This is a genomic window from Kribbella sp. NBC_00662 (assembly GCF_041430295.1).
GTDB lineage: Bacteria > Actinomycetota > Actinomycetes > Propionibacteriales > Kribbellaceae > Kribbella.
In genome coordinates this window covers 6,355,270-6,382,027 of sequence record NZ_CP109029.1, presented here as the reverse complement: position 1 = coordinate 6,382,027, position 26,758 = coordinate 6,355,270, and the positions used below count along the sequence as shown (strand labels likewise).

28 protein-coding genes are annotated in these 26,758 nt (G+C 68.0%); 17 read left to right on the top strand and 11 right to left on the bottom strand.

Annotated elements, in window-relative coordinates; translation table 11 throughout:
• From tsaA to OHA10_RS31615, 3 genes are read right to left on the bottom strand one after another with little or no spacing between them, the layout of a single operon-like run.
• Positions 1 to 435, bottom strand: coding sequence for a tRNA (N6-threonylcarbamoyladenosine(37)-N6)-methyltransferase TrmO (gene tsaA / locus OHA10_RS31625; RefSeq protein WP_371402419.1), 435 nt, complete (start codon positions 433 to 435; stop codon positions 1 to 3).
• Positions 432 to 1,187 carry a metallophosphoesterase gene (locus tag OHA10_RS31620; protein WP_371402418.1) on the bottom strand — a complete coding sequence of 252 codons (756 nt, stop codon included), beginning with the start codon at positions 1,185 to 1,187 and terminating at the stop codon, positions 432 to 434. The genes tsaA and OHA10_RS31620 overlap by 4 nt, the downstream gene beginning before the upstream one ends.
• Positions 1,188 to 1,203: 16 nt before the next feature.
• Positions 1,204 to 1,962, bottom strand: a complete 759-nt coding sequence (locus OHA10_RS31615; RefSeq protein ID WP_371402417.1) for a metallophosphoesterase — start codon at positions 1,960 to 1,962, stop codon at positions 1,204 to 1,206.
• 190 nt (positions 1,963 to 2,152) lie between these two features.
• On the opposite strand from OHA10_RS31615, the gene OHA10_RS31610 reads away from it, so the two are divergent.
• From OHA10_RS31610 to OHA10_RS31595, 4 genes are read left to right on the top strand one after another with little or no spacing between them, the layout of a single operon-like run.
• Positions 2,153 to 3,520 (top strand): NAD(P)/FAD-dependent oxidoreductase, encoded by a 1,368-nt coding sequence (locus OHA10_RS31610; RefSeq protein ID WP_371402416.1) that lies wholly within the window; start codon positions 2,153 to 2,155, stop codon positions 3,518 to 3,520.
• Between the two features lie 56 nt (positions 3,521 to 3,576).
• Positions 3,577 to 4,596 (top strand): energy-coupling factor ABC transporter permease, encoded by a 1,020-nt coding sequence (locus OHA10_RS31605; protein ID WP_371402415.1) that lies wholly within the window; start codon positions 3,577 to 3,579, stop codon positions 4,594 to 4,596.
• Positions 4,597 to 4,619: 23 nt separating this feature from the next.
• Complete coding sequence (gene cbiQ, locus OHA10_RS31600) at positions 4,620 to 5,351, top strand: cobalt ECF transporter T component CbiQ (RefSeq protein ID WP_371402414.1); 732 nt, start codon at positions 4,620 to 4,622, stop codon at positions 5,349 to 5,351.
• Positions 5,348 to 6,118 (top strand): energy-coupling factor ABC transporter ATP-binding protein, encoded by a 771-nt coding sequence (locus tag OHA10_RS31595; RefSeq protein WP_371402413.1) that lies wholly within the window; start codon positions 5,348 to 5,350, stop codon positions 6,116 to 6,118. Before cbiQ ends, OHA10_RS31595 begins: the two co-directional genes overlap by 4 nt.
• 95 nt (positions 6,119 to 6,213) lie before the next feature.
• On the opposite strand, the gene OHA10_RS31590 is transcribed toward OHA10_RS31595, so the two are convergent.
• Positions 6,214 to 6,867, bottom strand: a complete 654-nt coding sequence (locus OHA10_RS31590; protein WP_371402412.1) for a GntR family transcriptional regulator — start codon at positions 6,865 to 6,867, stop codon at positions 6,214 to 6,216.
• Positions 6,868 to 7,052: 185 nt separating this feature from the next.
• Here OHA10_RS31590 and OHA10_RS31585 point away from each other — a divergent pair, with 185 nt between their 5' ends.
• From OHA10_RS31585 to OHA10_RS31535, 11 genes are all read left to right on the top strand, one after another.
• A complete protein-coding gene (locus tag OHA10_RS31585) occupies positions 7,053 to 8,063 on the top strand; it encodes an Ldh family oxidoreductase (protein WP_371402411.1) in 1,011 nt (336 codons plus the stop codon).
• Between the two features lie 33 nt (positions 8,064 to 8,096).
• Positions 8,097 to 9,326 carry an iron-containing alcohol dehydrogenase gene (locus OHA10_RS31580; RefSeq protein ID WP_371402410.1) on the top strand — a complete coding sequence of 410 codons (1,230 nt, stop codon included), beginning with the start codon at positions 8,097 to 8,099 and terminating at the stop codon, positions 9,324 to 9,326.
• A gap of 26 nt (positions 9,327 to 9,352) precedes the next feature.
• The gene (locus tag OHA10_RS31575) at positions 9,353 to 10,780 is read left to right on the top strand and encodes an NAD-dependent succinate-semialdehyde dehydrogenase (protein WP_371402409.1); all 1,428 of its coding nucleotides are present in this window, start codon (positions 9,353 to 9,355) and stop codon (positions 10,778 to 10,780) included.
• 3 nt (positions 10,781 to 10,783) lie between these two features.
• A complete protein-coding gene (locus OHA10_RS31570) occupies positions 10,784 to 11,737 on the top strand; it encodes a carbohydrate ABC transporter permease (RefSeq protein WP_371402408.1) in 954 nt (317 codons plus the stop codon).
• Positions 11,727 to 12,605, top strand: a complete 879-nt coding sequence (locus OHA10_RS31565) for a carbohydrate ABC transporter permease (protein ID WP_371402407.1) — start codon at positions 11,727 to 11,729, stop codon at positions 12,603 to 12,605. Before OHA10_RS31570 ends, OHA10_RS31565 begins: the two co-directional genes overlap by 11 nt.
• A 2-nt stretch (positions 12,606 to 12,607) precedes the next feature.
• The gene (locus tag OHA10_RS31560; RefSeq protein WP_371402406.1) at positions 12,608 to 13,690 is read left to right on the top strand and encodes a mandelate racemase/muconate lactonizing enzyme family protein; all 1,083 of its coding nucleotides are present in this window, start codon (positions 12,608 to 12,610) and stop codon (positions 13,688 to 13,690) included.
• Positions 13,691 to 13,711: 21 nt separating this feature from the next.
• Positions 13,712 to 15,034 carry a sugar ABC transporter substrate-binding protein gene (locus OHA10_RS31555; protein WP_371402405.1) on the top strand — a complete coding sequence of 441 codons (1,323 nt, stop codon included), beginning with the start codon at positions 13,712 to 13,714 and terminating at the stop codon, positions 15,032 to 15,034.
• 4 nt (positions 15,035 to 15,038) lie between these two features.
• Positions 15,039 to 16,085, top strand: a complete 1,047-nt coding sequence (locus tag OHA10_RS31550) for a mandelate racemase/muconate lactonizing enzyme family protein (protein WP_371402404.1) — start codon at positions 15,039 to 15,041, stop codon at positions 16,083 to 16,085.
• A 136-nt stretch (positions 16,086 to 16,221) separates the two neighbouring features.
• Positions 16,222 to 17,007: an SGNH/GDSL hydrolase family protein gene (locus tag OHA10_RS31545; protein ID WP_371402403.1), complete on the top strand. Its 786-nt coding sequence runs from the start codon at positions 16,222 to 16,224 to the stop codon at positions 17,005 to 17,007.
• Positions 17,008 to 17,251: 244 nt separating this feature from the next.
• Complete coding sequence (locus OHA10_RS31540) at positions 17,252 to 18,154, top strand: winged helix DNA-binding domain-containing protein (RefSeq protein WP_371402402.1); 903 nt, start codon at positions 17,252 to 17,254, stop codon at positions 18,152 to 18,154.
• Between the two features lie 32 nt (positions 18,155 to 18,186).
• The gene (locus OHA10_RS31535) at positions 18,187 to 19,002 is read left to right on the top strand and encodes an SRPBCC family protein (protein ID WP_371402401.1); all 816 of its coding nucleotides are present in this window, start codon (positions 18,187 to 18,189) and stop codon (positions 19,000 to 19,002) included.
• 7 nt (positions 19,003 to 19,009) lie between these two features.
• Here OHA10_RS31535 and OHA10_RS31530 read toward each other — a convergent pair whose 3' ends face one another.
• Complete coding sequence (locus OHA10_RS31530; RefSeq protein ID WP_371402400.1) at positions 19,010 to 19,537, bottom strand: MarR family winged helix-turn-helix transcriptional regulator; 528 nt, start codon at positions 19,535 to 19,537, stop codon at positions 19,010 to 19,012.
• Between the two features lie 54 nt (positions 19,538 to 19,591).
• Here OHA10_RS31530 and OHA10_RS31525 point away from each other — a divergent pair, with 54 nt between their 5' ends.
• Together OHA10_RS31525 and OHA10_RS31520 are read left to right on the top strand one after the other, a co-directional pair.
• On the top strand, positions 19,592 to 20,299 hold the full coding sequence (locus OHA10_RS31525; protein WP_371402399.1) for an SDR family NAD(P)-dependent oxidoreductase: 708 nt from the start codon (positions 19,592 to 19,594) through the stop codon (positions 20,297 to 20,299).
• A 37-nt stretch (positions 20,300 to 20,336) separates the two neighbouring features.
• Positions 20,337 to 21,386 carry a LacI family DNA-binding transcriptional regulator gene (locus tag OHA10_RS31520; protein WP_371402398.1) on the top strand — a complete coding sequence of 350 codons (1,050 nt, stop codon included), beginning with the start codon at positions 20,337 to 20,339 and terminating at the stop codon, positions 21,384 to 21,386.
• Between the two features lie 578 nt (positions 21,387 to 21,964).
• Here the strand turns inward: OHA10_RS31520 and OHA10_RS31515 are convergent.
• From OHA10_RS31515 to OHA10_RS31490, 6 genes are all read right to left on the bottom strand, one after another.
• Positions 21,965 to 22,315 carry a YciI family protein gene (locus OHA10_RS31515; RefSeq protein WP_371402397.1) on the bottom strand — a complete coding sequence of 117 codons (351 nt, stop codon included), beginning with the start codon at positions 22,313 to 22,315 and terminating at the stop codon, positions 21,965 to 21,967.
• A gap of 72 nt (positions 22,316 to 22,387) precedes the next feature.
• Positions 22,388 to 22,843, bottom strand: coding sequence for a carboxymuconolactone decarboxylase family protein (locus OHA10_RS31510; RefSeq protein ID WP_371402396.1), 456 nt, complete (start codon positions 22,841 to 22,843; stop codon positions 22,388 to 22,390).
• A gap of 34 nt (positions 22,844 to 22,877) precedes the next feature.
• Complete coding sequence (locus tag OHA10_RS31505) at positions 22,878 to 23,660, bottom strand: sugar phosphate isomerase/epimerase family protein (RefSeq protein WP_371402395.1); 783 nt, start codon at positions 23,658 to 23,660, stop codon at positions 22,878 to 22,880.
• Between the two features lie 3 nt (positions 23,661 to 23,663).
• A complete protein-coding gene (locus tag OHA10_RS31500; protein ID WP_371402394.1) occupies positions 23,664 to 24,488 on the bottom strand; it encodes a carbohydrate ABC transporter permease in 825 nt (274 codons plus the stop codon).
• Positions 24,478 to 25,422 (bottom strand): carbohydrate ABC transporter permease, encoded by a 945-nt coding sequence (locus OHA10_RS31495; RefSeq protein ID WP_371402393.1) that lies wholly within the window; start codon positions 25,420 to 25,422, stop codon positions 24,478 to 24,480. Before OHA10_RS31495 ends, OHA10_RS31500 begins: the two co-directional genes overlap by 11 nt.
• Before the next feature lie 5 nt (positions 25,423 to 25,427).
• Complete coding sequence (locus OHA10_RS31490) at positions 25,428 to 26,750, bottom strand: extracellular solute-binding protein (protein ID WP_371402392.1); 1,323 nt, start codon at positions 26,748 to 26,750, stop codon at positions 25,428 to 25,430.
• Between the last annotated feature and the right edge of the window lie 8 nt (positions 26,751 to 26,758).

Genomic DNA, 26,758 nt, shown 5'->3' with positions numbered 1-26,758 from the left:
TCAGCGATCTGAGATGTCGCCGATGACCGGTTTGACGTCGACGATCGGGGTGCCGTCGAGCGCTTCGAGGTTGTTGACCTGGAGGCGGAGGTCGTCGACGGCCAGGACGGTGACCCGGTGGAGGCCGAGCGGGTTGGGGCGGTCGGGGGAGCGGGTGCTGAAGACACCTGTCGGTGGCCGGCCCGGGTCGCTGCGCGGATGGACCTTTTGGACGGAGCGGTCGGCCCGGTCGAACCAGCTGACGAGGATGAGCTCGTCGCCGGGCCTGACGTCGGCAAGCGCAGCACGCACCGACTCGTCGAACACGACCCAGGCGTCGGGAGCACCCTCGTCGCCCTGACGGGGAGCGTCGGCGAGGTCGCGCAGACTCGACTCGACCCGAGCCACCGGATGCAGCTGCATCCCACCCCGCTCCCGCACCTGGTCGGCGGTCATCGTGGGTACCTGTAGATGGTTTGGAGGGGCTCGCCGGGGGTGTGGATGTGGAAGGCCAGGCCGGGGAGGGCGGACGGGTCGACGACGCTGCCGCCGCCGGTGCCGGTGGAGGGCTCGAAGGGGACGGGAACGGTGGACCGGATGCCGGGCGCGCCGCGGACCGGATGGCCGGCGAATGTGGTGACGATGGCGTTGTGCACGTGGCCGGTGAGGATGGCTGTGATCGGCTTGCCGGTCAGCACGGCCGCCACCGCATCGCGGTCCTGCAGCATCCACTGATCCATCACGGGGTGATGAAGATCGAGCGGTGGGTGGTGCATGGCAACGAACACTGGTCCGTCGAACGGCTCGAGCAGTACGCCGTCCAGCCAGGCGAGCGACTCGTCGGAGAGCTGGCCGTGGTTCTGCCCCGGCACGGTGCTGTCGACGAGGACGAAGCGCGCCGCACCCACGTCGCGAACCTGATGCACAGGGTGGCCGTCGCCGGGTGAGTCCACGAACGACTTCAGCCCGGCCCGGAGCGGCGAGCTGACGTCGTGGTTGCCCGGCAGCACCAGCACCGGGACGTCCACGGACAGCTCGCCGGCGACCTCGGCGTACTCGATCTCGAGTCCGTGGTCGGCGAGGTCGCCGGTGACGAGGACGACGTCCACCGACGACGCCCGGACGTACGACGTGATCTTCCGCAGCCGTGTCCGCGCCTCCTCCGAGCCGTCGAGATGCGGGTCACTGAGGTGCGCGATCACGTACATGTCAGCACAGTACTGGTCAGGCCGGGTGCCGGAAGAGGGTCTGGAGCGGGGCACCTGGGGTGTGGATGTGGAGCGCCAGGCCCGGGTGGGCCGTGGTGTCGTCGACGAGGCCGCCGCCCGGCGCCGGCGGCTCGAAGGGGAGTGGCGGGGTCGAGCGGACGCCTGGTGCGACCAGGAACGGCAGGCCGGCGAAGGTGGTCGCGAGACCGTTGTGCACGTGCCCGGCGAGCACGGCGGTGATCGGTTTGCCCCTGAGCACGGCCTCGAGCTCGGGGCCGGAGCGGAGCAGCCACTGGTCGAGGCCCGGGTGGTTCAGCTCGAACGGCGGGTGGTGGAAGGCCACGAACAACAGGCCGTCGACCGGCTCGGACAGTACGCCGTCGAGCCAGGCGAGCGACTCGGCCGACAGCAGCCCGTGGTCCTCACCCGGGACCGAGGTGTCGAGCAGGACGAACCGCGCTCCGCCGACGTCGTGCACCTGGTGCACCGGATGCCCCTCGCCGGCCGAGTCGACGAAGTCCGCGAGACCGGCACGCAAGGGCGCGCTGACGTCGTGGTTGCCCGGCAACACCAGCACCGGCACGTCGAGCTTCAGCTCCGCGGCGAGCTCGGCGTACTCGGACTCCAGGCCGTGGTCCGCGAGGTCGCCGCTGACCAGGACAACGTCGACCGGCCGGCGGAACTCGCGCAGGTACGACGTGAGCTTCCGCAGCCTGTTCCGAGCTTCGTCGGAGCCGTCGAGATGGGGGTCACTGAGATGCGCGATCACATACATAGCCGGAATTATCCGGACAATCGCCCGAGCCCGCTGGCATTATCCACAGAACCCAGCCGGCAGATCGCTGCACGGAACCAGGTCGCCACGATCGAGCACGGGCTGCGTCGGCGGTGAACGGCCGCTTACGGAGTGGTGACGCGCCGGGGCGAGGCTTGGCCCGGTCGGGTCGCTCTGGAAGATTGTCCGCATGGGTGAACAGGGTGACCAGGTCGATGTCGTCGTGGTGGGGCTCGGGGTCGGCGGCGAGGAGACCGCCGGGCGGTTGGCGCAGGCCGGGCTGCGGGTGGTCGGGATCGAGTCGCGGCTGGTCGGCGGCGAATGCCCGTACTACGGGTGCATCCCGAGCAAGATGATGATCCGCGCCGCGAACCTGATCGCCGAGACCAGGCGGGTCGAAGGCATGGCCGGTACGTCGACAGTGCAGCCGGACTGGACCCCGGTCGCCAAGCGCATCCGCGAGGAGGCCACCGACACCTGGAACGACCAGGTCGCGGTCGACCGCCTGGTGAACAAGGGCGCAACTGTCATCAAGGACCGCGCGACGATCACCGGACCGAACACGGTCAAGGCCGGCGACCGCGAGTTCGAGGCGACCCGCGGCATCGTGATCGCCACCGGCACGATCCCGTCCGTCCCGCCGATCGACGGCCTCGCCGGTACGCCGTACTGGACGAACCGCGAGGCGATCGAGGTCGAGGTGCTGCCGGCGTCGCTGCTCGTTCTCGGCGGCGGCGCGATCGGGATGGAGTTGGCGCAGGTGTTCGCCCGCTTCGGGGTGAAGGTGACCGTGATCGAGGGCGCCGCCGAGGTGCTGTCGATGGAGGAGCCGGAGTCCGGGGTGCTGGCGCGTGAGGCGCTGGAGCGCGACGGCGTGACGTTCCTGCTCGGCGCGCACGCCAAGCAGGTCACCTACGCCGGGGACACGTTCACCGTCACGCTCGAGAACGGGGCGACGGCCGGCGGCGAGAAGTTGCTGGTGGCAACGGGTCGCCGGATCGCGACGGCGGACCTCGGGCTGGAGAAGCTCGGTCTGGACCCGAAGGCCCGCCGGATCGACGTCGACGAGCACGTCCGGGCCGGCGACAAGGTGTGGGCGATCGGTGACGTGACCGGCGTCGGCGTGTTCACCCACAACGCGATGTACCAGGCCGACATCGCGGTCCGCGACATCCTGCAGGAGCCGGACGCGCCGACCGCGAGCTACCACGCGATGCCGCGGGTGACGTTCACCGACCCGGAGATCGGCGCGGTCGGGATGACCGAGCAGCAGGCCCGAGAGGCCGGGCTGAACGTCCGGACCGGCTCGACCCCGATCCCGGCGTCGACGCGCGGCTGGATCCACAAGGCCGGCAACGAAGGTTTCATCAAGGTGATCGCGGACGCCGATCGCGGGGTGCTCGTCGGTGCGACCAGCGCGGGACCGACCGGCGGCGAGGTGCTCAGCGCGCTCGCGGTCGCGGTGCACGCCGCCGTACCCGTTCACACGCTGCGACAGATGATCCTCGCGTACCCGACGTTCCACCGTGCGATCGGCGAAGCACTCAAGCCGCTCTGACTCGACCGTGAGACTGCTTGTTGCGAATCAGTCGCAACTAGATCAAGAATGTGATCGTGCACGTTCCTGATGGCTTCTTCAACGCGCCCACGTCCGTCGCGACCGGCCTGATCGCGGCCGGCGCGGTCGGCTTCAGCCTGCAGCGGGCGAACCGGGAGCTCCGCGAGACCGGACCGGCGCTGGCCGGTCTGACCGCGGCGTTCGTGTTCGCGGTGCAGATGGTGAACTTCCCGGTCGGGGCCGGGACGAGCGGTCACCTGCTCGGCGGTGCGCTGGCGGCCGCGCTGGTCGGGCCGTGGACCGCCGTACTGGTGATGGCGACAGTGCTGCTGGTCCAGGGGCTGCTGTTCGCCGACGGCGGTCTGACGGCGCTGGGCACGAACATCACGTTGATGGGGCTGATCACGGTCCTGGTCGGATACTTCCTCACGCGTGCCCTGTTGAAGGTGCTGCCGCGGCGAGTGGGAAGCGTCGTACCGGCAGCGACCGTCGGCGCGCTCGTGTCGGTTCCGGTGGCGGCGCTGGCGTTCACCGGGCTGTACGCGGTCGGCGGCGCGGTCGACATTCCGCTCAGCAAGCTCGCGACGGCGATGGTCGGCTGGCACGTCCTGGTCGGCATCGGCGAGGCAGTGATCACCGCGGCGGTGCTCAGCGCGGTCGTCGCGACCCGGCCCGACCTGGTGTACGCCGCCCGGCACCTGCAGCAGGACCTCGTCCTGGTCGATGCCGACGGCAACACTTCGACGGTTTCCCCGGACAGGCCGATCGCCGCCAAGCCGGCCGGGCGGTCACTCGGGATCGGCGTCGCGGTCACGCTCGTGGTCGCCGGTGGGCTGAGCCTGTTCGCGAGCGCGCATCCGGACGGGCTGGAGTTCGTCGGCGCCAAGCTCGGGTTCGACGGCGCGGCGAAGGACTCGGCAGTTGCGAGCAGCCCGCTGGCCGACTACGGCGTACACGGGATCGGCAACGCGCAGGTGTCCGGCGCGCTCGCAGGGATCATCGGCGTACTGGTGACGATCGTGGTCGGCCTGGCGATCGCGAAGCTCGCCTCACTGCGGGCGAACAAGGCATCGTGAGCGGCGACGGACTTCTCGTTACGGTGGACAGTCCGGTCCACCGGATCCCGGCGCAGGTGAAGCTGATCGCGCTGTTCGTCTTCGTGCTCGCCGTGGTGTCGACACCGGCCGCAGTCTTCTGGGCCTTCGGCCTGTACGCCGTGATGCTCGTGGCGGCTGTCGTCGTGGCCAAGTTACCGGCGACCGTCGTCGCCAGGCGGCTCGCGGTGGAGACGCCGTTCATCGTGTTCGCCCTGCTGCTCCCGTTCGTGGCGACCGGTCCGCAGGTTTCCGTGCTCGGTCTGCAGTTGTCCCAGTCGGGTGTGCTCGGCGCGTGGAACGTGCTGGCGAAGGGCACGCTCGGGGTGATTGCGGCGATCTTGCTCTCGGCCACGACTGCGCCGAGGGAACTGCTGGCCGGGCTGGAGCGGCTTCGGTTGCCTTCGACACTTGTGGCGATCTTGTCGTTCATGGTCCGCTACCTGAGCGTGGTGTCGGACGATCTGCACCGGATGCGGGTGGCGCGGGAGTCCCGTGGGTACACGGGCGGCCGCGTCGGTCATCTGAAGGCGGTCGCCGGGGGAGTGGGGGCTCTGTTCGTGCGGAGCTTCGAGCGTGGGGAGCGGGTGCATCTGGCGATGCGGTCACGTGGGTACTCCGGCCGGATGCCCTTGCTGAGTGTGCAAGGCGCGTCGCGCGGACAGTGGATGGAAGGGCTGACGATCTCCGTGATCGCGGTCGTGGTTGCCGTGGCGGCGAGGACGGTCGGCTTGTGAGCGGTCCTGCGATTCAGGTCGAGCGGCTGGTGTTCGCCTACCCCGACGGGCGGCAGGCGCTGTTCGGTGTCGACTTCACCGTCGAGCGCGGCGAGCGGGTCGCGCTGCTCGGGCCGAACGGCGCCGGCAAGACCACGCTCGTCCTGCATCTGAACGGCATCCTCGGCTCGGTTGCCGGCGGCACCGGGAGTGGTCGCATCCAGATCGGCGGGACCGGTCTGCACCGTGAGCACCTTGGCGAGATCCGCCGGAAGGTCGGTCTGGTCTTCCAGGACCCGGACGACCAGCTCTTCATGCCGACCGTCCGCGACGATGTCGCCTTCGGTCCGGCGAACCTCGGCCTGCGTGGCTCCGAGCTCGACGATCGTGTTCACGAGGCGTTGGTCCAGGTGGGGATGCAGGATCACGCCGACCTGGCTCCGCATCACCTGTCCTTCGGCCAACGCCGTCGCGTCGCCGTCGCAACTGTGCTGGCGATGCGGCCCGAGGTCCTGGTCCTCGACGAGCCCTCGAGCAATCTCGACCCCGCTGCCCGGCGCGAGCTGGCGGACATCCTCGCCGGGCTGGACGTCACGCTGCTGATGATCACGCACGACCTGCCGTACGCGCTGCAGCTCTGCGAGCGCAGTCTGCTGATGGACGGCGGCCGCATCGTCGCCGACGGCAAGACCCGCGACCTCCTCGGCGACGCCGAGCTCATGCAGGCCCACCGCCTGGAGCTGCCCTACGGCTTCAACCCGCTCTCGGTCTCCGGCCCCGAACGCTGACCGCGCCTCCCGGTGGCGGGTTGTTTGCTCGGTGGGCAACTGCAACGCGTCAGCGGTGGAACAACCCGCTGTCGGCGGATCTGTGGAGCGGCCGGTCAGGTAGGCGGTGCCTGGGGGGTGGGGGTTTCGAAGGCTGAGCGGAGACGCCCACGGGAGGCGGTCAGGTGGGCATGCATCGCCCGATCGGCTGATTCGGTGTCGCGCCGGCGGATGGCTGTGACGATCAGGTCGTGTTCGTCCAGCGCGTCCTCGGTGACCCGGGAATCGCGAAGCAGGCGGAACAGCTGCAGGTGGCAGTGGAGCTTGGCGAAGATCTCGCCGAAGTAGCTGTTGCCGGTCGCCGCGATCACGGCCTCGTGGAACTCGGCGTCCGCCCGCGCGAAGGCGCCGTACGACATCGTGCCGTCCTGGTAGCGGGCGCGCATCTCGGCCGCGATCTGCGCGAGCTGCTCGACCTCGTCGCCGCGGTGCCGGCCGGCCGCGAGGCCTGAACAGTACGGCTCGATCAGGAACCGGGCCTCGAAGAGATCCTCGAACCGCTGCGGGGTCAGCTTCGGCGTGGCGGAATATCCGATCAGATGTGTTTTGGTGACCAGGTCCTCGGCCTCGAGCCGGTTCAGCGACTCGCGAACCGGGGTCTGGGAGACCCCGAGCCGGCGGCTGAGCTCGTCGACGCGGATCCGCTCACCTGGCTGGATCTGGCCGTCCAGCAGGAACTCCTGCAGTCGCTCGTAGACCACATCACTCATCCGGGGCCGTCCGGAACGCCCGGTAGTCACTGCGGTGCGCTGGCTCATCTGTTTGTCCATCCGTCGGCAGAAAACATGGATTCGTATTCACAGACCATTGCGAATCGTATCCGATCTGATCTAGCCTCCCAAGAAATCGAGAGCAATGAATACGAATGCAGCGACTCCACCCTGGGATGGTCGACGTGCACACAGATCTGCTCACGGCCCAAGCATTGGCCGAACGACTCCTGATCACCGCCGGTGTGCCGGCTCTCGCGGCAGCGCAGCAGGCCGAGCTCCTTGTCGTCGCGGAGGCGAAGGGAATGCCGTCTCACGGCCTCCTGCGACTCCCGCGACTGCTACGCCGGTTGGCGAACGGTACGGCGAGCCCGACCAGCACCGGTTGCCACACCTGGATGAGCCCCTGCTACCTGTCAGTGGACGGTCAGCAAGGACTCGGTCCGGTCGTGGCGACCCGCGCGCTGGAGGCCATCGTCCCGGCCGCCGAGCAGTACGGCGTGGCGGTCTGCTCGATCACGAACAACAACCACCTCGGCATGCTCGGGTACTACGCCGGCCGCATGGCCGACCGTGGCCTGGTCTGTCTCGGCATCACGACCAGCGAAGCGCTGGTGCACCCGTGGGGCGGCACCGAGGCGATGCTCGGCACGAACCCGCTGGCACTCGCGGTTCCGGCACGGCCGCCACTCGTGCTGGACATGGCCACCTCGCAGATCTCGATGGGCAAGGTGCACGACCACGCGCTGCGCGGCGTACCGCTGGAGCCGGGCTGGGCTTTGGATGCCGGTGGCAACGAGACCGTCGATCCGGTGGCGGCCAAGGACGGATCGATCGCGCCGTTCGGGGGAGCCAAGGGGTACGGCCTCGGGCTCGGCCTGGGCGCGATGGTCACCTTCCTCACCGGTGCGGCGTACGGCACCGCGGTCGGCGGCACGCTCGACGACGACCACCTGAGCAACAAGGGCGACCTGTTCATCCTGCTCAGCGGCGGGCGCCACTCCGCCACGGAGTACCTCGATCAGGTACGCCGCAGCCGCCGCGCCGACCCGGCCACGCCGGTCGCGGTGCCCGGTGACGGCGCCCGCGCGCGGTACCGGGAGTCGGTTGCCGATGGCATCGAGATCGCCGACGACCTGTGGCGTGAGCTGACCCGGCTCGACACAGCCCGGCGCGAAGCCGTTCTGGCCGACTGATCCCGCCCCAACGACCAGACAAGGACAACGAATATGACGATCACCGCCCCTGCCTTCGGCGTGCAACGGGCACCGCGCACGGTTGTCTTCGGCGCCGGCCAGCGCGCTCTGCTCGGTCGCCACGCCGCGGAGTACGGCAGCTCGGCCCTCGTCTGCACCGACCAGCGGCTCGCTGCGTCTCCGGAGTTCGCACAGCTGGTCACGGACCTGGAGGACAACGGTCTCGTCGTCCGCGTCTGGAGCGACACGTCGCCGGAGCTGCCGATGTCCGACATCGACGCCTGCTTCGACGCGATGGAGTACGCCGGTATCGACGTCGTGATCGGGATCGGCGGCGGCAGCTGCCTCGATCTCGCGAAGGCCGTCGCGCTGATGCTCACCCACGGCGGCCCGATCGATCAGTTCTACGGGGAGAACGCGGTACCCGGCCCGGTGCTCCCGATCATCGCCGTACCGACCACCGGCGGGACCGGCTCCGAAGTCACACCGGTCTGCGTGTTGAGCGACAGTCGCCGTGAGCTCAAGGCCGGCATCTCTTCGCCGTACCTGATCCCGTCGGTGGCGATCTGCGACCCGGAGCTGACCTACTCCTGCCCGCCCAGCCTCACCGCGAGCGCCGGAGCCGACGCCGTCTCGCACCTGGTCGAGTCGTTCACCGCGATCCAGCGTCCACCGTCGGCGCTCGCGCAGGGACGGGTGTTCATCGGCAAGAACGTCATCAGCGACTCCTACGCCCGCTGGGGTCTCGGGCTCCTCGCGACCGCACTCCCGATCGCCTTCGAGCACCCGGACGACCAGGACGCTCGCTCCGCGGTGATGCTCGCCGCGAACGCGGGCGGATACGCGCTCGGAGTCGCCGGCACCGCGGCCGCCCACGCGCTGCAGTACCCGCTCGGAGCCTTGACCCACACCCCGCACGGTGTCGGCGTCGGAGTACTCCTGCCGTACGTCATGCGCTACAACGCCCCCGCCCGCGTCGAGGAGTTCGCCGAGATCGCCAAGCTCTTCGGCGTACCGAAAGCAGGTAACACCCAGCAGCAGGCACTCGCCGGAATCGAGGCCGTCGACGCGCTGCTCGACCGGATCGGCATCCCACCGACCTTGAAGGAGCTCGGCCTCGCCGAGGACCAGCTCGACTACGTCGCCGAAAAGGGCCTGCTGTCGGCCCGGCTGATCGACAACAACCCCCGCCCGCTCGATGTCGACGCGCTGCTCGAGATCACTCGGGCGGCGTACGCCGGCGACCGTTCTGACCCGTTCTGACCCGTTCTGAACCCCGGAGCCATCAGATGACTTCTCCGCACGATCTGTTCATCGACGGACAGTGGCGGCCTGCCTCCGACGGCCGGCGCTTCGCCGTCCACGACCCCGCCGACGGGTCCGAGCTGGCCCAGTTCGCCGCCGCCACCGAGGCAGACTGTCTCGCCGCCGTCGACGCGGCCGCCGACGCCCTGGCCGGGTGGTCCGCGACCCCGCCGCGGCAGCGCTCCGAGCTGCTCCGCGCCACCTTCGAGCTACTGACCGAGGAACGTGAGCAACTCGCCGCACTCATCACCGCCGAGAACGGCAAGGCGTACGCCGACGCGATCGGCGAGGCGACGTATGCGACCGAGTTCTTCCGCTGGTTCGCCGAGGAGGCGGTCCGGATCGGCGGCGACTTCCGGCTCTCACCGTCCGGCGACAAGACGATCGTCGTACGCCGTGATCCGATCGGCGTCTCGATCCTCGTCACGCCGTGGAACTTCCCGGCGGCGATGGCCACCCGCAAGATCGCGCCCGCACTCGCGGCCGGTTGCTCTGTAGTACTGAAGCCGGCCAGCCAGACTCCGCTCACGGCTGCGTACGTCGTCGACGTGATGCGACGGGTCGGCGTACCGGCCGGCGTGGTCAACCTGGTGACGCCGGTGCCGGCCGGCCCGGCGGTGAGCGCGATGCTGCACCATCCCGCCGTCCGCAAGCTGTCCTTCACCGGCTCGACCGAGGTCGGACGGGTCCTGCTGCACGAGGCGGCCGACCAGGTCGTCAGCTCGTCGATGGAGCTCGGCGGCAACGCGCCGTTCGTGGTCCTACCCGGCGCCGACGTCGAGGCCGCGGTCGAGGGCGCGATGGTCGCGAAGATGCGCAACGGCGGCTCGGCGTGTACGGCGGCCAACCGGTTCTACGTCCACGAGTCGCTGGTGGACGAGTTCAGCACCCGGATCACCGCGGCGATGAAGGCGATCAGCATGGGCCCGGGCGCCGACCACTCGAACGAGCTCGGCGCGTTGGTCTCACCGGAAGAGCGCGACAAGGTCGCCGGCCTCGTCGACCGGGCCGTTGCCGAGGGCGCCAATCTGGCCCTCGGCGGCGAGACCTCGACCGGTGGAGCGTTCTACCCGCCGACCGTCCTCACCGACGTGAAGCACGGCAGCGAGATCAACCAGACCGAGATCTTCGGACCGGTCACCGCGATCGTCGGGTTCAGCGACGTCGACGAAGCCGTCGAGATGGCCAACGACACGATCTACGGCCTGATCTCCTATGTGTACGGCGATCCCGCGCAGGCGCTCGCGGTGGCGCAGCGGATCGACTCCGGGATGGTCGCGGTCAACCGCGGCGTGCTCAGCGACCCGGCGGCGCCGTTCGGCGGGACCAAGCAGTCCGGACTCGGCCGCGAAGGCAGCTCCGAGGGGATTCTCGAGTTCCTCGAGGAGAAATACATCGGAATCGAGGTGTGACCGATGGTCAATACCGTGCTGCCCACTGTCTCGCCTCCTGCCGAGGCGGGACGGCCCGAGGCGCGCAAACGCACCAAGCTCAAGCCCAAGCGGCAGAACCTGGCCGGCTGGCTGTTCGTCGGCCCGGTGATCTTCGGTGTGCTGTTCTTCCAGCTCCTCCCGGTCGCGGCTTCTCTGGTGGTGTCGCTGACCAACTGGACCGGACTGAACTCGCCGAAGTTCCTCGGTCTGGGCAACTACAAGGAGCTGTTCACCGCTGACGACACGTTCTGGCCGTCGCTGAAGAACACGGTCATCTTCACCGTGGTCGTCGTCGTGCTGACGATCTTCATCGGGCTCGGACTCGCCGTCCTGTGCAACCAGAAGATCAAGGGCATCGGATTCTTCCGGACGCTGTACTACTCGCCCGCGGTCACCAACGTCGTCGCGATCGGCTTCGTCTGGTTCTGGCTGTACAACCCGGACAGCGGCCTGTTCAACTCGACGCTGAAGACGATCGGCATCGACGGACCGGCCTGGCTGTCCGACACCAAGACCGCGTTGATCGCGGTGATGATCGTCGCGCTCTGGCAGGGTGTCGGCTACCCGATGGTGATCCTGCTGGCCGGGTTGCAGAGCATCGACCAGTCGCTGATCGAAGCAGCGACGGTGGACGGGGCGTCGCCGTGGCGGCGGTTCTGGTCGGTCGTGTTCCCGCTGCTGACGCCGAGCCTGTTCTTCCTCACGATCACGCAGTTCATCACCTCGTTCCAGGTGTTCGGGATCATCTACGTGATGACGTCCGGCGGTCCGAACAACGCCACCTCGGTGTTCATCTTCCAGATCTACGAGGCGGCCTTCGGGCACGGCCGGCTGGGCTACGCCTCCGCGATGGGCTGGGTGCTGTTCGCCATCGTCGGTGTCGTCACCGCGATCCAGTGGAAGATGGAGAAACGGTGGGTGCACTATGACAACTGAGGTGACAACTGAGGCGACAACTGGGGCCGTCAGAATCTTCAACCGGCCGCCGCGGCACATCCCACGCCGCGTCGTCCTGATAGTGGTCCTGCTGTTCTTCGCGGTGGTGTTCGCGATGCCGCTGCTGTGGATGATCAGTGCGTCGCTGAAGCCGGAGAACGAAGTACTGCAGTCGCCGCCGACGTTCATCCCGTCGGAGTTCCAGTGGGGCAACTACTCGCAAGCCGGGCACGGCCTGCTGCCGTTCTTCCTGAACAGCTGCAAGCTCGCCGCGCTGAACGTCGGCTTCCTGCTGCTGTTCGCGTCGCTGGCCGGCTACGGCTTCGCCCGGCTGAACTTCGCCTTCAAGAACCTGGCCTTCGCGCTGTTGTTGTCGACGGCAATGATCCCGGGCATCGTCTACCTGGTTCCGCAGTACATGCTGTTCCGGCAGATGGGGTGGATCGACACCCACTACCCGCTCTGGGTGCCGAACGTGCTGACGCCGGTGTTCGGCACGTTCCTGCTCCGGCAGGCGTTCCGCGGCGTACCGGTGGAGCTGGAGGAGGCCGCCAAGCTCGACGGCGCGTCGATCTTCGGCACGTTCTGGCGGATCATGCTGCCGCAGGTGAAACCGGCCTTGGCCGCGGTCGGCGCGCTGACCTTCATGGGCTCGTGGAACGACCTCTTCGGCCCGCTGATCTTCCTGAACTCGACGCGGTTGCAGACCATGCCGATCGCGCTCGCGCTGTTCAAGGGTGAGTACTTCACCCAGACCAATCTGATGATGGCCGCCGCGACGCTGACGATCCTGCCGCCGCTGCTGCTGTTCCTGCTGGCCCAGAAGTACTTCGTCCAGGGCATCACGATGTCCGGCCTGAAAGGATAAGTATGCGGATCACGAACATCGAGTCGATCATCCTGCTCGACAAGCTGCACATCGTGAAGGTGCACACCGACGAGGGCCTGGTCGGTGTCGGCGAGGTCAGCCCGATGAATGCCCACGTCTCGCACAGCGTCGTGGAGCAGGCCCTGGCGCCGCTGCTGATCGGCGAGGAGGCGACCGACATCGAGCGCCTGTGGCGCCGGCTCTACACCAAGCCGTACAAACTCGGTCCCGGCGGCGCGCAGCTGAACGCGATCGCGGGTATCGACATCGCGCTGTGGGACCTGCTCGGCAAGGCGGCCGGGCTGCCGACGTACCAGCTCCTCGGCGGCAAGTACCGGCAGAGCGCGAAGGTCTACGCGAGCTCGATGTCGCGCAGCATGACACCGGAGCAGGAGGCCGAGCGTGCGCAGTCCTTCCAGGAGAAGGGCTTCCACGGTTACAAGATCCACTCGTCGACGCCGTGGATGCACGACGACGGCTTCGACCAGACCATCGCCACCGTGACCGCGGTGCGCAAGCTCGTCGGTGACGACTTCCCGGTCCTGGTCGACGTCAACAACGCCTACTACGAACACACCGCGATCAAGCTGGCCCACGCGCTGGAGGACCTCGGCGTGTGGCATTTCGAGGAACCGCTCGCCGCCCACGACTACGCGGCGTACGGACGGCTGGCCGACGCGGTCGACATCCCGATCGCGGCCGGCGAGCAGGAGTACACCACCTGGCAGTTCCGCGACCTGATCCTCGACGGCCGAGTCGACATCCTGCAGCCCGACGTGATCAAGTGCGGCGGCATCACCGAGTTCAAGAAGATCGCGGTGCTCGCCGACACCTTCACCAAGCCGATCACGGTGCACAACACGCAACAGACGATCGGTACGTCGGCACACGCGCACCTGTGGGTCAGTACGCCGTCCTGCGTCTACCCGCAGGAGTACAACATCGAGCACAACCCGATCCTCGACGACGTACCGATCTGGAAGAACCCGCTCGTCCCGGTGAACGGTGAGATCACGCCGTGGGACCTGCCCGGTCTGGGCATCGAGCTGGACGACGACGCGGTCGCCAAACTGCGGACCAATTAACTTCAGAGAACAGGAACGACCATGCCCGCATCAGAGATCTCCCGTCGGTCCGTCCTCCGGGCCCTCGGCATCGGCGGCGGCGCGCTCGCCGCCGGCCTCCCACTCGCCGCCTGCGGCAGCAACGGCAGCGCTGGAGGGGGCGGAGGCGGCGGTAACGCCTCCTGGATGACCTGGGACACCGAGAGTGGCAGCCCGATGTACACGGTGGCCCAGAACTGGGCCAAGCAGGCCGGCAAGACCCTCGACATCCAGTCGATCCCCGGTGACGACTACGACACCAAGCTCCGGACCGTGCTGTCGTCCGGCGCCGCGCCGACCGCGATCCGGATCAACGACGACTACGTCCGCGGGTACTACGCGGAAGGCTCGCTGCTCGACCTGCGCCCGTACCTGGAGAAGGACGGCATCAAGCCGGACGACTACTTCCCGGTCGCATACAACTTCGCCAAGCAGCCCGACGGCGCGCACGCCGCCTGGCCGATCATGACCAACCCCGGCGTGCTGTACTGCAACACCGACGCGTTCGCGGAGGCCGGGGTCGAGCTGCCGCCGAAGGACTGGGCCAAGAGCGGCTGGACGTGGGACGACTTCGTCGAGACGGCCAAGAAGCTGACCAAGCCGAACGGCGAGCGCTGGGGCGCACTGGTCTTCCCCGACTCCTCGCTCGAGACCGTCTTCCCCGTGAGCAACGGCGGCGACGGCATCTACTCCAAGGACGCGACCCGGTTCACGCTGGCCGAACCGCAGGGAACCGAGGCGGTCCAGTGGGTCGCCGACCTCGCCCTGGTCCACAAGGTGCACCCGGACTTCGCCACCGTCACCGCCGGCCGCCAGACCCCGAACTGGGCGCTGGCCCAGCTCGGCACCGGCAAGGTCGCGATGCTGCTCGGCCTGACCAGCGGTATCCCGTACCTGCGCAAGAACGCCAAGGTGAAATGGGACATCTTCCCGACACCGATGAAGGTCCAGCGGACGACCGTGAACACGTTGACCGTGCTCGCGGTCCCGAAGGCGTCGAAGGACCCCGACACCGCGTGGAGCTTCCTGAAGTACTGCGCCGGCGCGGACGCGGCCAAGCTGCTCGCGCAGTCCCGAGGATTCATGCCGGTCGCGAAGAGCTCGTCGGCGCTGTTCGTGCCCGACGACAAGTCGCCGTCGAACCTTGCGCTGGTGACGCAGGCGCTCGGCAACGCGGTCAACGAGAACTTCAGCCGTTACATCGAACGTGCCCGGACCATCTACCGGCCGGTGCTCGACGACGTCTGGAGCGGTAAGAAGACCGCCGAGGCGGCGCTGGGCGGCGTCAAGCAGAAGGTCGAAGACGTACTCGCAGGCAAGGGATGACCGGATGAAGATCACCGATATCAGCGTCGAAGTCACCTCCGAACCGAAAGCGCACGCGGTCCGGGATGCGATCCAGCTGCTCGACCGCAACGGGCACACCCGCGTCCGGATCGACACCGACGAGGGCGTGAGCGGCGTCAGTACGACGTACTTCGGTCGCGTCGAGAGCTCGCCCGCGGTACTGGCGCACCTGATCGCCGACCAGCTGGCGCCGGCGATCATCGGGGAGGATCCGGCGCTGATCCGCGGGATCCGGCAGCGGCTCCAGACGCTGACCGATTACCAGGGGACCGCCGGGCTGTCGTCGTACGGCATCTCGGCGATCGACCTGGCGTTGTGGGACCTGCTCGGCAAGTCCCTCGACGTCCCGGTGTGGAAGCTGCTCGGGGCGCAGCGGACGGCGATCCCGACGTACGCGATGGTCGGCTGGCTCGAGCTGGACGTCGCGGGCCTGGAGAGTGTGTCGGCCAAGGCGATGGAGCAGGGCTTCCGCGGCGTGAAGATGAAGGTCGGCGGTGGTCCGCTGACCGAGGACGTGCAGCGGATCAAGGCGGTCCGCAACATCATCGGTCCGGACGCGCCACTGATGGTCGACGCGAACCAGGCGTTCGGGTACTCCGAGGCGCTGCGGCGGGGCCGGGTGTACGAGGAGCTCGACTGCCGGTGGTTCGAGGAGCCGCTGCCGGCCGCGGACACCGACGCTCACGTGCGGCTGGCCGAGAAGCTCGACATCCCGATCGCAACGGGGGAGAACCGGTACGGGCAGGCTGCCTTCCGGGACTTGATCGCGCGGGGTGGCGTGGGCGTCGTACAGCCGGATCTGCGCCGGGCCGGTGGGTTGACCGACTGTCTGGAGATCGGGTTGATGGCGGCCGGGTTCGGGGTGCCGTACGCGTCGCACGGCGGTGGGGCACACATCCACGTGCTCGCGGCGCTGCCGAACACGATTTATGTGGAGAGCGGTTTGCTGCCTGAAGACGGGAGGGTCGAGCTCGTCGACGGCTGCTATCCGCTGCCACCGGGGCCGGGGTTGTCGTCCTGGAACGGCTAGTGGGCGGCTAGTGGGTGACTGGCACCGGGAATCCACGGTGAATTTGTTACCAGGACCTTGTGTGTTACTCGCCGGTCAGCGAAGGTGACGTTGAGTACTTCAGTCGCCACCCCTCGCTTACAAAGGCGGTCCGCCCATGAAGTCCATCGCCAGTCTGCTGTCCGCTGCGGCCCTCGGCGCCGCGATGCTCCTCAGCCCGGGCGTCGCGCACGCCGCGGCCCCGAACTACGTCGCCCTCGGTGACTCGTACGCCTCCGGCGTCGGGACCCGCACCTACATCTCCAGTAGCGGGTCCTGCCAGCGGTCCACCAAGGCGTACTCGTACATCGACGCGGCCCGGATCGGCGCGAACCTGACGTTCGTGGCCTGCTCCGGCGCGAAGGTCGCCGACGTCACTGCGAACCAGTTGCCGTCGGTGACCAGCTCGACCAACATCGTCTCGGTCCAGGTCGGCGGCAACGACGCCGGCTTCTCGTCGGTCATCACCGAGTGCGCGAAGCCGTCGTGGCTCGGCGACTGCACCAGCGCGGTGGCCGGCGCCCAGACGATCATCAACAACACCCTGCCCGGCCGGCTCAACACGCTGTACTCCTCGATCCGGAGCCGTGCCGCGTCGGCGACGGTCGTGGTCGTCGGGTACCCGCGACTGTTCAACGGCACCGACTGCAACGCCGGCACGTTCTTCAGCCCCGACGAGATGACCCGGCTGAACGCGACCGCCGACCTGCTCAACTCGAAGATCTCGGCCTCGGCGAGCGCGGCCGGGTTCACGTTCGTCAACCCGACGTCGAAGTTCATCGGTCACTCCGTGTGCGGCAACCCGGAGTGGATCAACGGGCTGTCGAACCCGATCAGCGAGTCGTACCACCCGAACGTCACCGGCCAGGCAGCGTTCGCGGACCTCGTCCAGCCGGCCCTCTGACACGCATTTGGTGGGTTGACCCACCAAATGGGGGGTTTGTGACCCTGGTTCCGGGTCACAAACCCCCCATTTCGTTGGTGAACCAGGCAAACGGGGGCGCATTAGAGATGCGGAACGGGCGAGTTCGTGGTGTCATGCTGGGGTGGCGCGGAGGTCTGTGGACTGGTTACTGGCGGCCAGGATGCAGGCGAACTGTTTGGCGCGTCCGGTGAACGAGGCCGGCCCCGGAGGGGTGGCCGACGTCGTGCGCCGGACGGGGGGCCTCCAGGCGCAGACGTGGCGGGGCGCCGCGTACGCCGTACGCGCCCGATCGACCGCGACCACGGCGGCCGACGTCGTGCATGCTCAGTCGGTCGACCGGTCGGTTGTCCGCGGCTGGTTCATGCGTGGCACTCTGCAGCTGGTGGCTGTCGAGGATGCCGGTCCGCTGCTGGGGCTGCTCGGTCCAAAGCTGATCAAGGACACGGAGCGCCGGTTCGGTGAGTTGGGGCTGCCTGCGGAGGTGCGCGCTCGGGCGGCCGACGTGCTCGAGGATCATTTGCTGGCTCATGGTCCTTCGGATCGTGCCGAGTTGGCCGGTGTGCTGGTTGCGGCCGGGCTGATCGCGGAGCCGAAGGGGCAGGCTGTTTACGCGCTGATCCGGTATGCCGGTCTGCTCGGCAGACTCTGCTACGGGCCGGGCGAAAGTTGGGTCGCCACGCAGGCGTGGCTCGAGAAGCCGCTCGTGCTGGAGGGCGACGCCGAGACGCTGGCCGGCCGCTACCTGACCGCCTACGGCCCGGCGACCGCCCGCGACTTCGCCACCTGGTCAGGTCTCCCGGTCCCCGTTGCCCGGCGCGCTGTCGAGGCAGTTGCGACCACGACCTTCGAGGTCGACGGCACCGACCTGTCCGCGGTCGACGACCTTCCTGGGAACCGCGACCTACGCATGCTGGGGGAGTTCGACGCGTATCTCCTCGGCTACCAGAATCGCTTCCAGGAATTGCCCGCCTCGATCTTCCCTGGTGGCGGCATGCTCCGCCCGGCCATCGTCGAAGCAGGCCGAGCCATCGGCTCGTGGACCCATGCCGACCTGTCGGTGGACGTTTTCGACGGCGAGCCCGACCTCTCCGCCGAACTGACGGACCTGGCTCGCTTCGTCGGTTGATCGTATATGCCGCGTCGGGTATATATGGAGTCATGACCGAGACGCTGAGCTCTGAGAACGGCCGGACCGTACTGCGGATGCGGCGAGACCTGCGGCATCCGGCAGAGAAGGTCTGGCGAGCGATCACCGACCCGAGCCAGCTGGCCGGGTGGTTCCCGGCTGCGGTCGAGCTGGACCTCCGGCTGGACGGTCCGGTCACGTTCACGTTCGAGCAGGATCCGGGCGCGCCGGTCGACGAGCAGAGCAGCGGGGTGATCCGCGCCTACGAGCCACCTCACTTGATCGAGTACACGTGGGGCGTGGAGGTCCTCCGCTGGGAGCTGCAGCCGACCGCGGACGGCTGCACCCTGCACCTCACCGCGACGTACGACGACCGCCCCGGCTCCGCCAGCTTCGCCGGCGGCTGGACCCTCTGCTTCGACGCCCTCGAACGAGTCCTCGGCGACACCGTCCCCGAACGCGACTACGGCGAGCTCCACGAGCATTTCATCAAGGCCTTCGGCCTGGACCGAGGCGCCGTGACCCCTGACGGCGCCCTCCACTTCGAACGCCAACTGGTCCAACCGAAGGACGCAGTGTGGGCCCACCTCACCGGCCCCGAAACCCCAGGCAAAGGCACCCCACCTCCGACCGGCTTCGTCCCCAAGGGCATCGACCCAGGCCCGATCACCGCTCTGGAGGCCCCCACCCACCTCGCCTACGCCTCCGCCACCGGCACCATCACCTGGACCCTCCGTGACGGCAACGGCGGAGCCCGCCTACACGTAAGCCAGACCGCCCCAGCCCCCGACCACCAGTCGGCCTGGCATGACCACATCGAAGCGCTGGCAGCCGACCTCGCCAACTGAGCGCGGGTTAGCTGGTTGCTTTGGTGACCTCATCCAGGAGGGTTTGCAGTTGGCCCGCTAGCTGAGTGCGCGCGGCGGGGGAGAGGGATGCGACCAGCTCGGATTCGCGGGTGAGGACCAGGTCGACGGTGCGTTCGATGAGGTCGTGGCCGGCGGGGGTGAGGGTGACCACGACGGCGCGGGTGCCATCGTCGGCTGCGTGGCGGGTGACCAGGCCGGTGTCTTCGGCGCGGGCGACGCGTTGGGAGATCGCGCCGGCGGTGACGAGAGTACGGCGGGACAGCTCGCGGGTGGTCAGTTCGTACGGCGATCCCGCGCGTCGCAGCACGCTGAGCAGATCCAGGGTCGCGGGGTCGACGCCCGCGGCGGCGAGCACGCGGCGGCGGTCGTCGGCGAACAGTTTGGCCAGTCGCCACAGGGGCGTGACGATCTCGGTCGAGTCGGTCGGCGTACCAGGGCGCTCGCGTTGCCAGGCGCGGGCGATCTCCGCCGCGGGGTACGGACTCGGCGCATCGAGCGGGTAGTTGTCGGCCACGACGACCATGGTACGTTTAGGTCTAAACATTTAGACCTAAACGTGAGGTGCGACATGAGGACGATCGTGGTGACCGGGGGAGCGACGGGGATCGGGCGCGCGACCGCCGAGCTGTTCCGCGCGGACGGCGACGAGGTCGTGATCACCGGCCGTCGCGCCGACGTACTGGCCAAGACAGCGGCTGACCTCGGGGCCAGGGGAGTGGTCTGCGACGCGACCGACCCGACGCAGATCGAGCAGCTGATCCGGACGCTGCCCGACCAGGTCGACGTACTCGTCAACAACGCCGGCGGCAACACCGACTTCGGCCGCCCGGACGGGGACCTCGCGCGGCTGAAGGCCAACTGGCTCGCCAACCTCGAGGCAAACCTGATCAGCGCCGTCCTCACCACGACAGCTCTCGCGCCACGACTGACAACGGCCGTGGTCCACCTCGGCTCGATCGCCGGCGCCCGCGGACCAGGTTCGTACGGCGCCTCGAAGGCAGCCCTGGCGATGTGGAACGCCGACCTCGCCGCCGAACTCGGTCCCCGTGGAATCACCTCGAACGTCGTCGCGCCCGGCTTCACCGCGGAGACCGAGTTCTTCCAGGACCGCCTCACCGACCAGCGCCGCGAGACGTTGCTCCAGGCAACATTGACCAAGCGCGAGGGCCAGGTCGGCGACATCGCGAGCGCGATCCACTTCCTCGCCTCACCGGCCGCCCGCCACATCACCGCCCAGGTCCTGCACGTGAACGGCGGTGCGTTGATTACACGCTGACACGTGACAACGTGCGCCAGGTGTGACAATGGGCGACATGCGTCCGACCGTCAAAGATGTCGCCAAGCTCGCCGGGGTGTCGCCGAAGACGGTGTCGAACGTGATCAACGGCGTGGTGTTCGTGCGGCCGGAGACCCGCGCCCGGGTGGAGAGCGCCCTGGCCGAGCTCGACTACGTCCCGAACATGAGCGCCCGCGGCCTCCGCAACGGCCGGTCCGGCATGATCGCGCTGGCGCTGCCCGACCTGCTCCGGCCGTACTCCGCCGAGATCATCCACCTGGTCGTCGAGCTCGCCCACGAGCGCGGCTGGGGCGTGCAGATCGAGCAGACCGCGGCCGAGCCGAAGCGTGAGTTCGAGCTGCTCTCGAAGGCTCGCGCGTACCTCGTCGACGGCCTGATCCTCAACCCGGTGAACCTCGACGACAGCGCCGTGACGTCGGCCGGTCCGCTGCCGCCGGTCGTGCTGATCGGTGACGTCGACCAGGACGTCGTGAGCCAGGTCGCGATCGACAACGTCGCGGCCGCACGCGACATGACCAAACACCTGCTGTCCCGCGGCTGCCGCCGGATCGCAGTCGTCGGTACGCCGGAGATCCCGCGCGGCTCGAGCGGTGCCGGCGTACTCGCAGGATCGGCCGAAGGTCCCGGTACGGCGGCGTCGCGGCTCAGGACGGCCGGCTATCACCAGGCGCTCGAGGAGGCCGGCGTACCGATCGATCCGTCGCTCGAGATCGCCCTCGACCGGTGGCGGCCGGAGGGCGCGGCGACTGTCGTCGGGAAGTACCTCGCGGACCACGAGCTGCCGGACGCGTTCTTCTGCTTCACCGACTCGTTGGCCTCCGGCGCGTTGGCCGCGCTGTGGGGTGCGGGCATCGACGTACCGCGGCAGACGCTGGTCGCCGGGTTCGACAACATCCTCGAGAGCCAGTTCATGATCCCGCCGCTGACCACGATCGATTTCGACCGGCGCGCGTTCGTCGCGGCCGCGCTGGATCTGCTCGCCGAGCGAATGGCGGACAAGGACGCCCCGCCACGCAGGGTGATGATCCCCCACCGCATCATCGACCGCGCCAGCACCACACGCTGACGGGCTTTCGTGGACAGGAGTTCCGGTACGCGGGATTCCGATCACGATCCCTTGAAAACGTCGTCACTCTCAGCAAGGGTTGCCTGATCACTTCCGCGTCGTTTCCGGGTGCGGGAAGGACGGGGAGTGTGCGGTCGTGTGACCGCGTCCACCGCCACTCGGGGGCAGTTCACGATGAGAAGGGGGAAGTGTGTCAGCGATGAGAAGGCTCGCCGAGCAGTGCCGTGATGTGAGGAGTCACGGCAATGCGGGGCTCGGACGAGCCGCGATCCAACCGGCGGTGTGTACCGGCATCCACGAGGTGAGCTCGTCGAGCAGCCCGGTGCGCCCGCGACGCGTGGCGATGCTCAGGTTGAGCAATGGAATGACGACCACGCTGCGACTTGGCGAGGGTGTCACGCTGCCTGCGCCTGGTAGCACTGTTTTCGTCCAAGGTGGCCGGGGCATGGGTGACCAGCCTGCCTCAGGTGGGGTCATCCTCGCTTCGAGCGAGCTTGTCCGGACGGCAACGGTCTGAGTCAGTGACTCGCCGGTCTCAGGTGTCGACGCCCAGCTGAGGCCGGCAAGTTCCTGGATAGTCAGGGCTCCATCGGATCCGTGAAGGACCGGATCTCGATCGGCGAGTATCTCGCCTCCGGCAGTCGCGCGGCGATCTCGGTCGCACGCTCGAGACTGCACTCGACGATGTAGAAGCCGGCCAGGACTTCCTTGGCCTCCGTGAACGGCCCGTCGGTGATCGCCGGTACGCCGTCATTGACCCGGACCACCCGCGCCTGCGCCGTGGTCAGCCCCATCCCGTCGACGAGTTCGCCGTTCGCCTTCAGCTCTTCGGACAACACCCGGTGCTGGTCGAGCACCTGCTCGATCCCCTCGGCGTGCAGCGTGTCCCAGGTCTCGTCGTTCCCGTAGATCAGCAGCATGTATTTCATCGCTTGCCTCCATTCACCGGAGTACGTCGGAGCCCCGGACGTCAGCTCGACATCCGGGGCTCACGTTAGCGACTACCAGGTGGCGCCGGCGGGCTGGCGCACCGTGGTGTTGATGCGGTTGAACATGTTGGTGAGCGCGATCATCAGCACGATCGCCGACAGTTCCTTCTCGCCGAAGTGCTTCTCCGCCTCGGCCCAGATCGAGTCACTGACCGAGGTCGGGTTGTCGGCCAGCCGGGTCGCGGCTTCGGCCATCTCGAGTGCGGCCCGCTCGGCGTCGGTGAACAGGTCCGAGTCCCGCCAGGCGGCGACCTGGTGCAGCCGCTCGTCGGTCTCGCCGTTCTTCAGCGCCGACTTGATCCCGCCGAACACACACGGCGAGCAGCCGTTGATCTGGCTGGCCCGCAGGTGCACGAGCTCCAGGATCTTGCCGTCCGTTCCGGACTGGCCGATCGCCTTGTAGATGTTCTGGATGCCCTTGGTGGCGTCCGGCAGGATCTCCGCGGGGTTCGTCATCCGTGCTTGCATGGAGCTTCTCCATCAGGTTCGTGGTTTGTTGCCTTCACTCCCTTGACGGATGCTGCGCGGCCGATGTGACAGCGAAGTGCAGATCTTTCTTCAGGCGTTCCTCGACGGGTACGGCGGGATCGGAGTACTGACCTGTCAGGCAGATCGGGCCGTCGTAGCCGATCTTCTGCAGGGCGGCGAAGACCGCCGGCCAGTCGGCGAGACCGTCCTCGGCCTCGACGAAGTTCGTCTTCCAGCCGGTGTTCGTCCGCAGGTAGTGCACGTTCTTCAGGTTCACGATGCCGAGCCGGTCGGCGCCGAGCTCGAGCGTCACGGCGGGATGGTCACCGGCGAGCGCGTCGTGCGCCGCGTCCCACACGAGCTTGTACCGATCGGGCAGTCCGTCGAGCAGTTGCAGTACGCCGAGCGTCGACGAGACGAACCGGCCGTGATGCGGTTGTACGCCGACCTGCACGTCGTACCGCTCCGTGAGTACGACGGCCGCCTCCAGCAGCTCGCGGTTGCGCCGGACCGAAGCGGCGTACCCGTCGGGACCGAGCTCGGCCATGATCCGGATCATCGGCACGCCGGCCTCGGCGCAGGCGGCGAAGACCTGCTCGGACAGGTCACTCGCGACGCTGATCGGTTCGATGCCCTCGGCCCGCAACTGCGCGGTGAACTTCGGCAGCTCGGCACCGGCGTTCGCCGAGGTGACGTACGCCGTGTCGCGGACCGGGATCTCGGCGCCGCCGAACCCGATCCCGGCGACGAGCCGGCCGAGCTGGTCGCCGGGAAGGCCGGACCAGGGCTTGGTGAAGACGGACCAGAGACAGGTCATTGTTCAGCGGCCTCCTAGACCACTCATGGTGATACCTCGGACGAACCAGCGTTGGGTCAGGAAGAACAGGACGATCAACGGGATCGTGGTGACGGTCGCTGCCATCAGCAACAGGTTCCACTGGGTGCCGTTGGTGTCCTGGAAGACCTGCAGTCCGACCGATGCCGTCCGGGTCGCGTCGCTGTTGGAGATGACGAGCGGCCAGAGCAGGTTGTTCCACTGGCCGATGAACTTGAACACGGCCAGCGTCGCGATCGCCGGGACCGCGAGCGGCACGATCACCCGGACGAACGCCTGCCAGCGGTTCGCGCCGTCGAGACGGGCGGCCTCCTCGTAATCACGCGGGATGCCGAGGAAGAACTGCCGCAGCAGGAACACCCCGATCGCGGTGAACGCGTGCGGCAGGATCATCCCGGGCCAGGTGTCGATGCCGTGCAGCTTCGCGACCAGCACGAACTGCGGGATCAGCGTCACCTGCGACGGGATCATCAGCGTGGCCAGGTAGATCCCGAAGAGCCAGCTCCGGCCCGGGAAGTTCAGCCGTGCGAACGCGTACGCCGCGAGCGCAGCGGTCACCGTCTCGAGGATCGTCGTACCGCCGGCGAACCAGATCGTGTTCAGCAGGTACCTGCCGAGCGGGACCAGGTCGAAGGCGCGGGTCAGGTTCTCGGGGTGCCAGCTGCTCGGCCAGAACGACGGTTTGGCCGCCATCGACTCGGCGTCGGACTGGAACGCGACCAGGATCATCATCACGACCGGGATCAGCGTGAGGGCGGTGACGAGGAAGCAGGCGAAGACGATCAGCTTGCGCTTGACTTCAGTTGTCATAGTGCACCAGCCTCCGCTGGAAGAGGAACTGGCCGGCGGTGATCACCACGATGAACGCGAACAGCACCAGCGACTGCGCCGCGGCGTACCCCTGGTCGTAGTTCTCGAAGCCGGTCCGGTAGATGTACATGACCAGCGTGGTGGTACGGGTGCCCGGTCCGCCGTTCGTCATGATCAGGGCCTGGTCGAAGACCTGGAACGATCCGATCACCGACGTGACGATCACGAAGAACAGCGCGGGGGAGAGCATCGGCAGCGTGATGTGGCGGAAGCTGTTCCACGGCGACGTGCCGTCCACGCGGCCGGCTTCGTAGAGCTGTTGCGGGATCGCCTGGAGTCCGGCGAGGAAGACCACCATGCCGAAGCCGAAGCTCTTCCAGACGCTCATCAGGATCAGTGCGGGCATCGCCCAGTTGTCCGAGATCAGCCAGGCCGGCCCGTTGATACCGAACCAGCCGAGCACGGCGTTCACCAGACCGTCGTGCGGAATGTAGAGCCAGATCCAGACGAACGCCACCGCGACCGTGATGGTTGCGTACGGCAACAGCAGAAGCGACCGGAAGACAGCGACCCGGCGTACCCCCTGGTTGAGGAGCAGCGCCAGGGCCAGACTGACGAGGATCGTGAGCGGCACGCTGACCAGCGTGAAGTACACCGTGTTGCCGAGCGCGGACCAGAACGTCGGATCAGGACCAAGGCGGGCGAAGTTGTGCAGGCCCGCCCAGGTCGGGGAGCTGAACAGGTTCCAGTTCAGCAGGGAGATGACGCCTGCGGCAACGACCGGTCCGGCGGTGAAGATCAGGAAGCCGATGAGGCTGGGCAGGATGAACAGCCAGGCGGTGAGCGCCTCGCGGCTGCGCCAGCGTGGGGTCGGTTTCGAGGTCGGTCGGGATGGTGTGGGGGTGGTGACGGCTGGTGCCAGATCGACGGCCATGGGGATCACCCCTTCCTGGCGGTGGCTTGGCGGACGGTGTCGAGGTGCTGGCGCATCAGGATGTCGAGGCGCGGGGTGAGCCCGTTGATCGCGTCGGGGACGCTGACCTGGCCGAGGAAGGTGCGCGGCAGGTCCTGGCCGAGCAGCTGCTTGACCTGGTTCCAGTTCGTGGTGACGTCGAAGGCGTGACCGCCCGCGAGCTTGCCGGCCAGGATCTCCTGGACGATGCCGAGGTTGTCGGGCGGCGGCTGGAACGCGCTGCCGGCGCTGAGCCGGGCCGGGTTGTTGCGGCCGGCCTTGGCGTAGATGTCGAGCGCGCCGGTGCTGGTGAGGGTCTTGATCAGCTTCCACGCGAGGTCGAGTTCGGCACCCTCGCGCACCCCCGATGGAATCGCGAAGCTGGAGCCCGAGACGCGCGGTTTGCTCCCGGCGGCGCCGGCCGGGAACGGGATGATGTCCCAGTCGAACTTGGCCTTGCGAGCGTTGACGACCTGCCAGGGGCCGTTCTGCATGAAGGCGACGTTGCCCTGCATGAAGTTCGACAACGAGCTCTCGGTGACCAGGTTCTTGATCGGCGGCGTGACCTGGTCCTTGACGAACAGATCGATGACGTACTGCAGGGCCTCTATCGCTTCCGGATCACCCAGCGTGCTGCGACTGCTGTCGGCGCTCATTACGTTGCCGCCGGCGCAGTAGATCCACGACACCAGGTCGTCGATGGCCGGCGCACAGGTGAAGCCGTACTGCTGCCCGGGCTTTGTCAGCTGCTTGCACAGGTCCCGGAACGTTGCCCAGGACATCGGTTCGGTCGGCGACGGCAACGGGATGCCTTGCTTGTTCAGCAGGTCCTTGTTGTAGTACATGACCGTCGGCGCGACATCGAAGCCGATCGCGTACGTCTTCCCGTTGAAGCTGCTGATGCTTTTGCTCGTCTTGTAGAAGTCGTCGAGCGTGAAGTCCGGGTCGTTCGCGATCAGGTCGTCGAGCGGCCGGTGCGCGCCACGGGCGGCGTACGTCGGGATCAGCGTCCCGTTGAGCGCGGTGACCAGGCTCGCCGTGCCGCTGACGAGTTGGAGGTCGAGCTTGGTCGGGTAGCTCGGGGACGGCGTGAGGCTGGCGACGGACTTGACCTTGAGCTGCTGCTCGACGTACTTGCCGAAGTCGTCCCAGACCTTCTTCTCAGCGGCGCTGCTGGACCACATGGACCAGGTGGCGGCGCCGGGCGGCGGGCCGGACGAGCAGCCGGCCAGGGTTCCGGCCGCGGCGATCCCCAGGCCGGCGAACCCGGTCATCCCGAGGAAGCCGCGGCGGGACAGCATTGTTGACATGGTTCTCC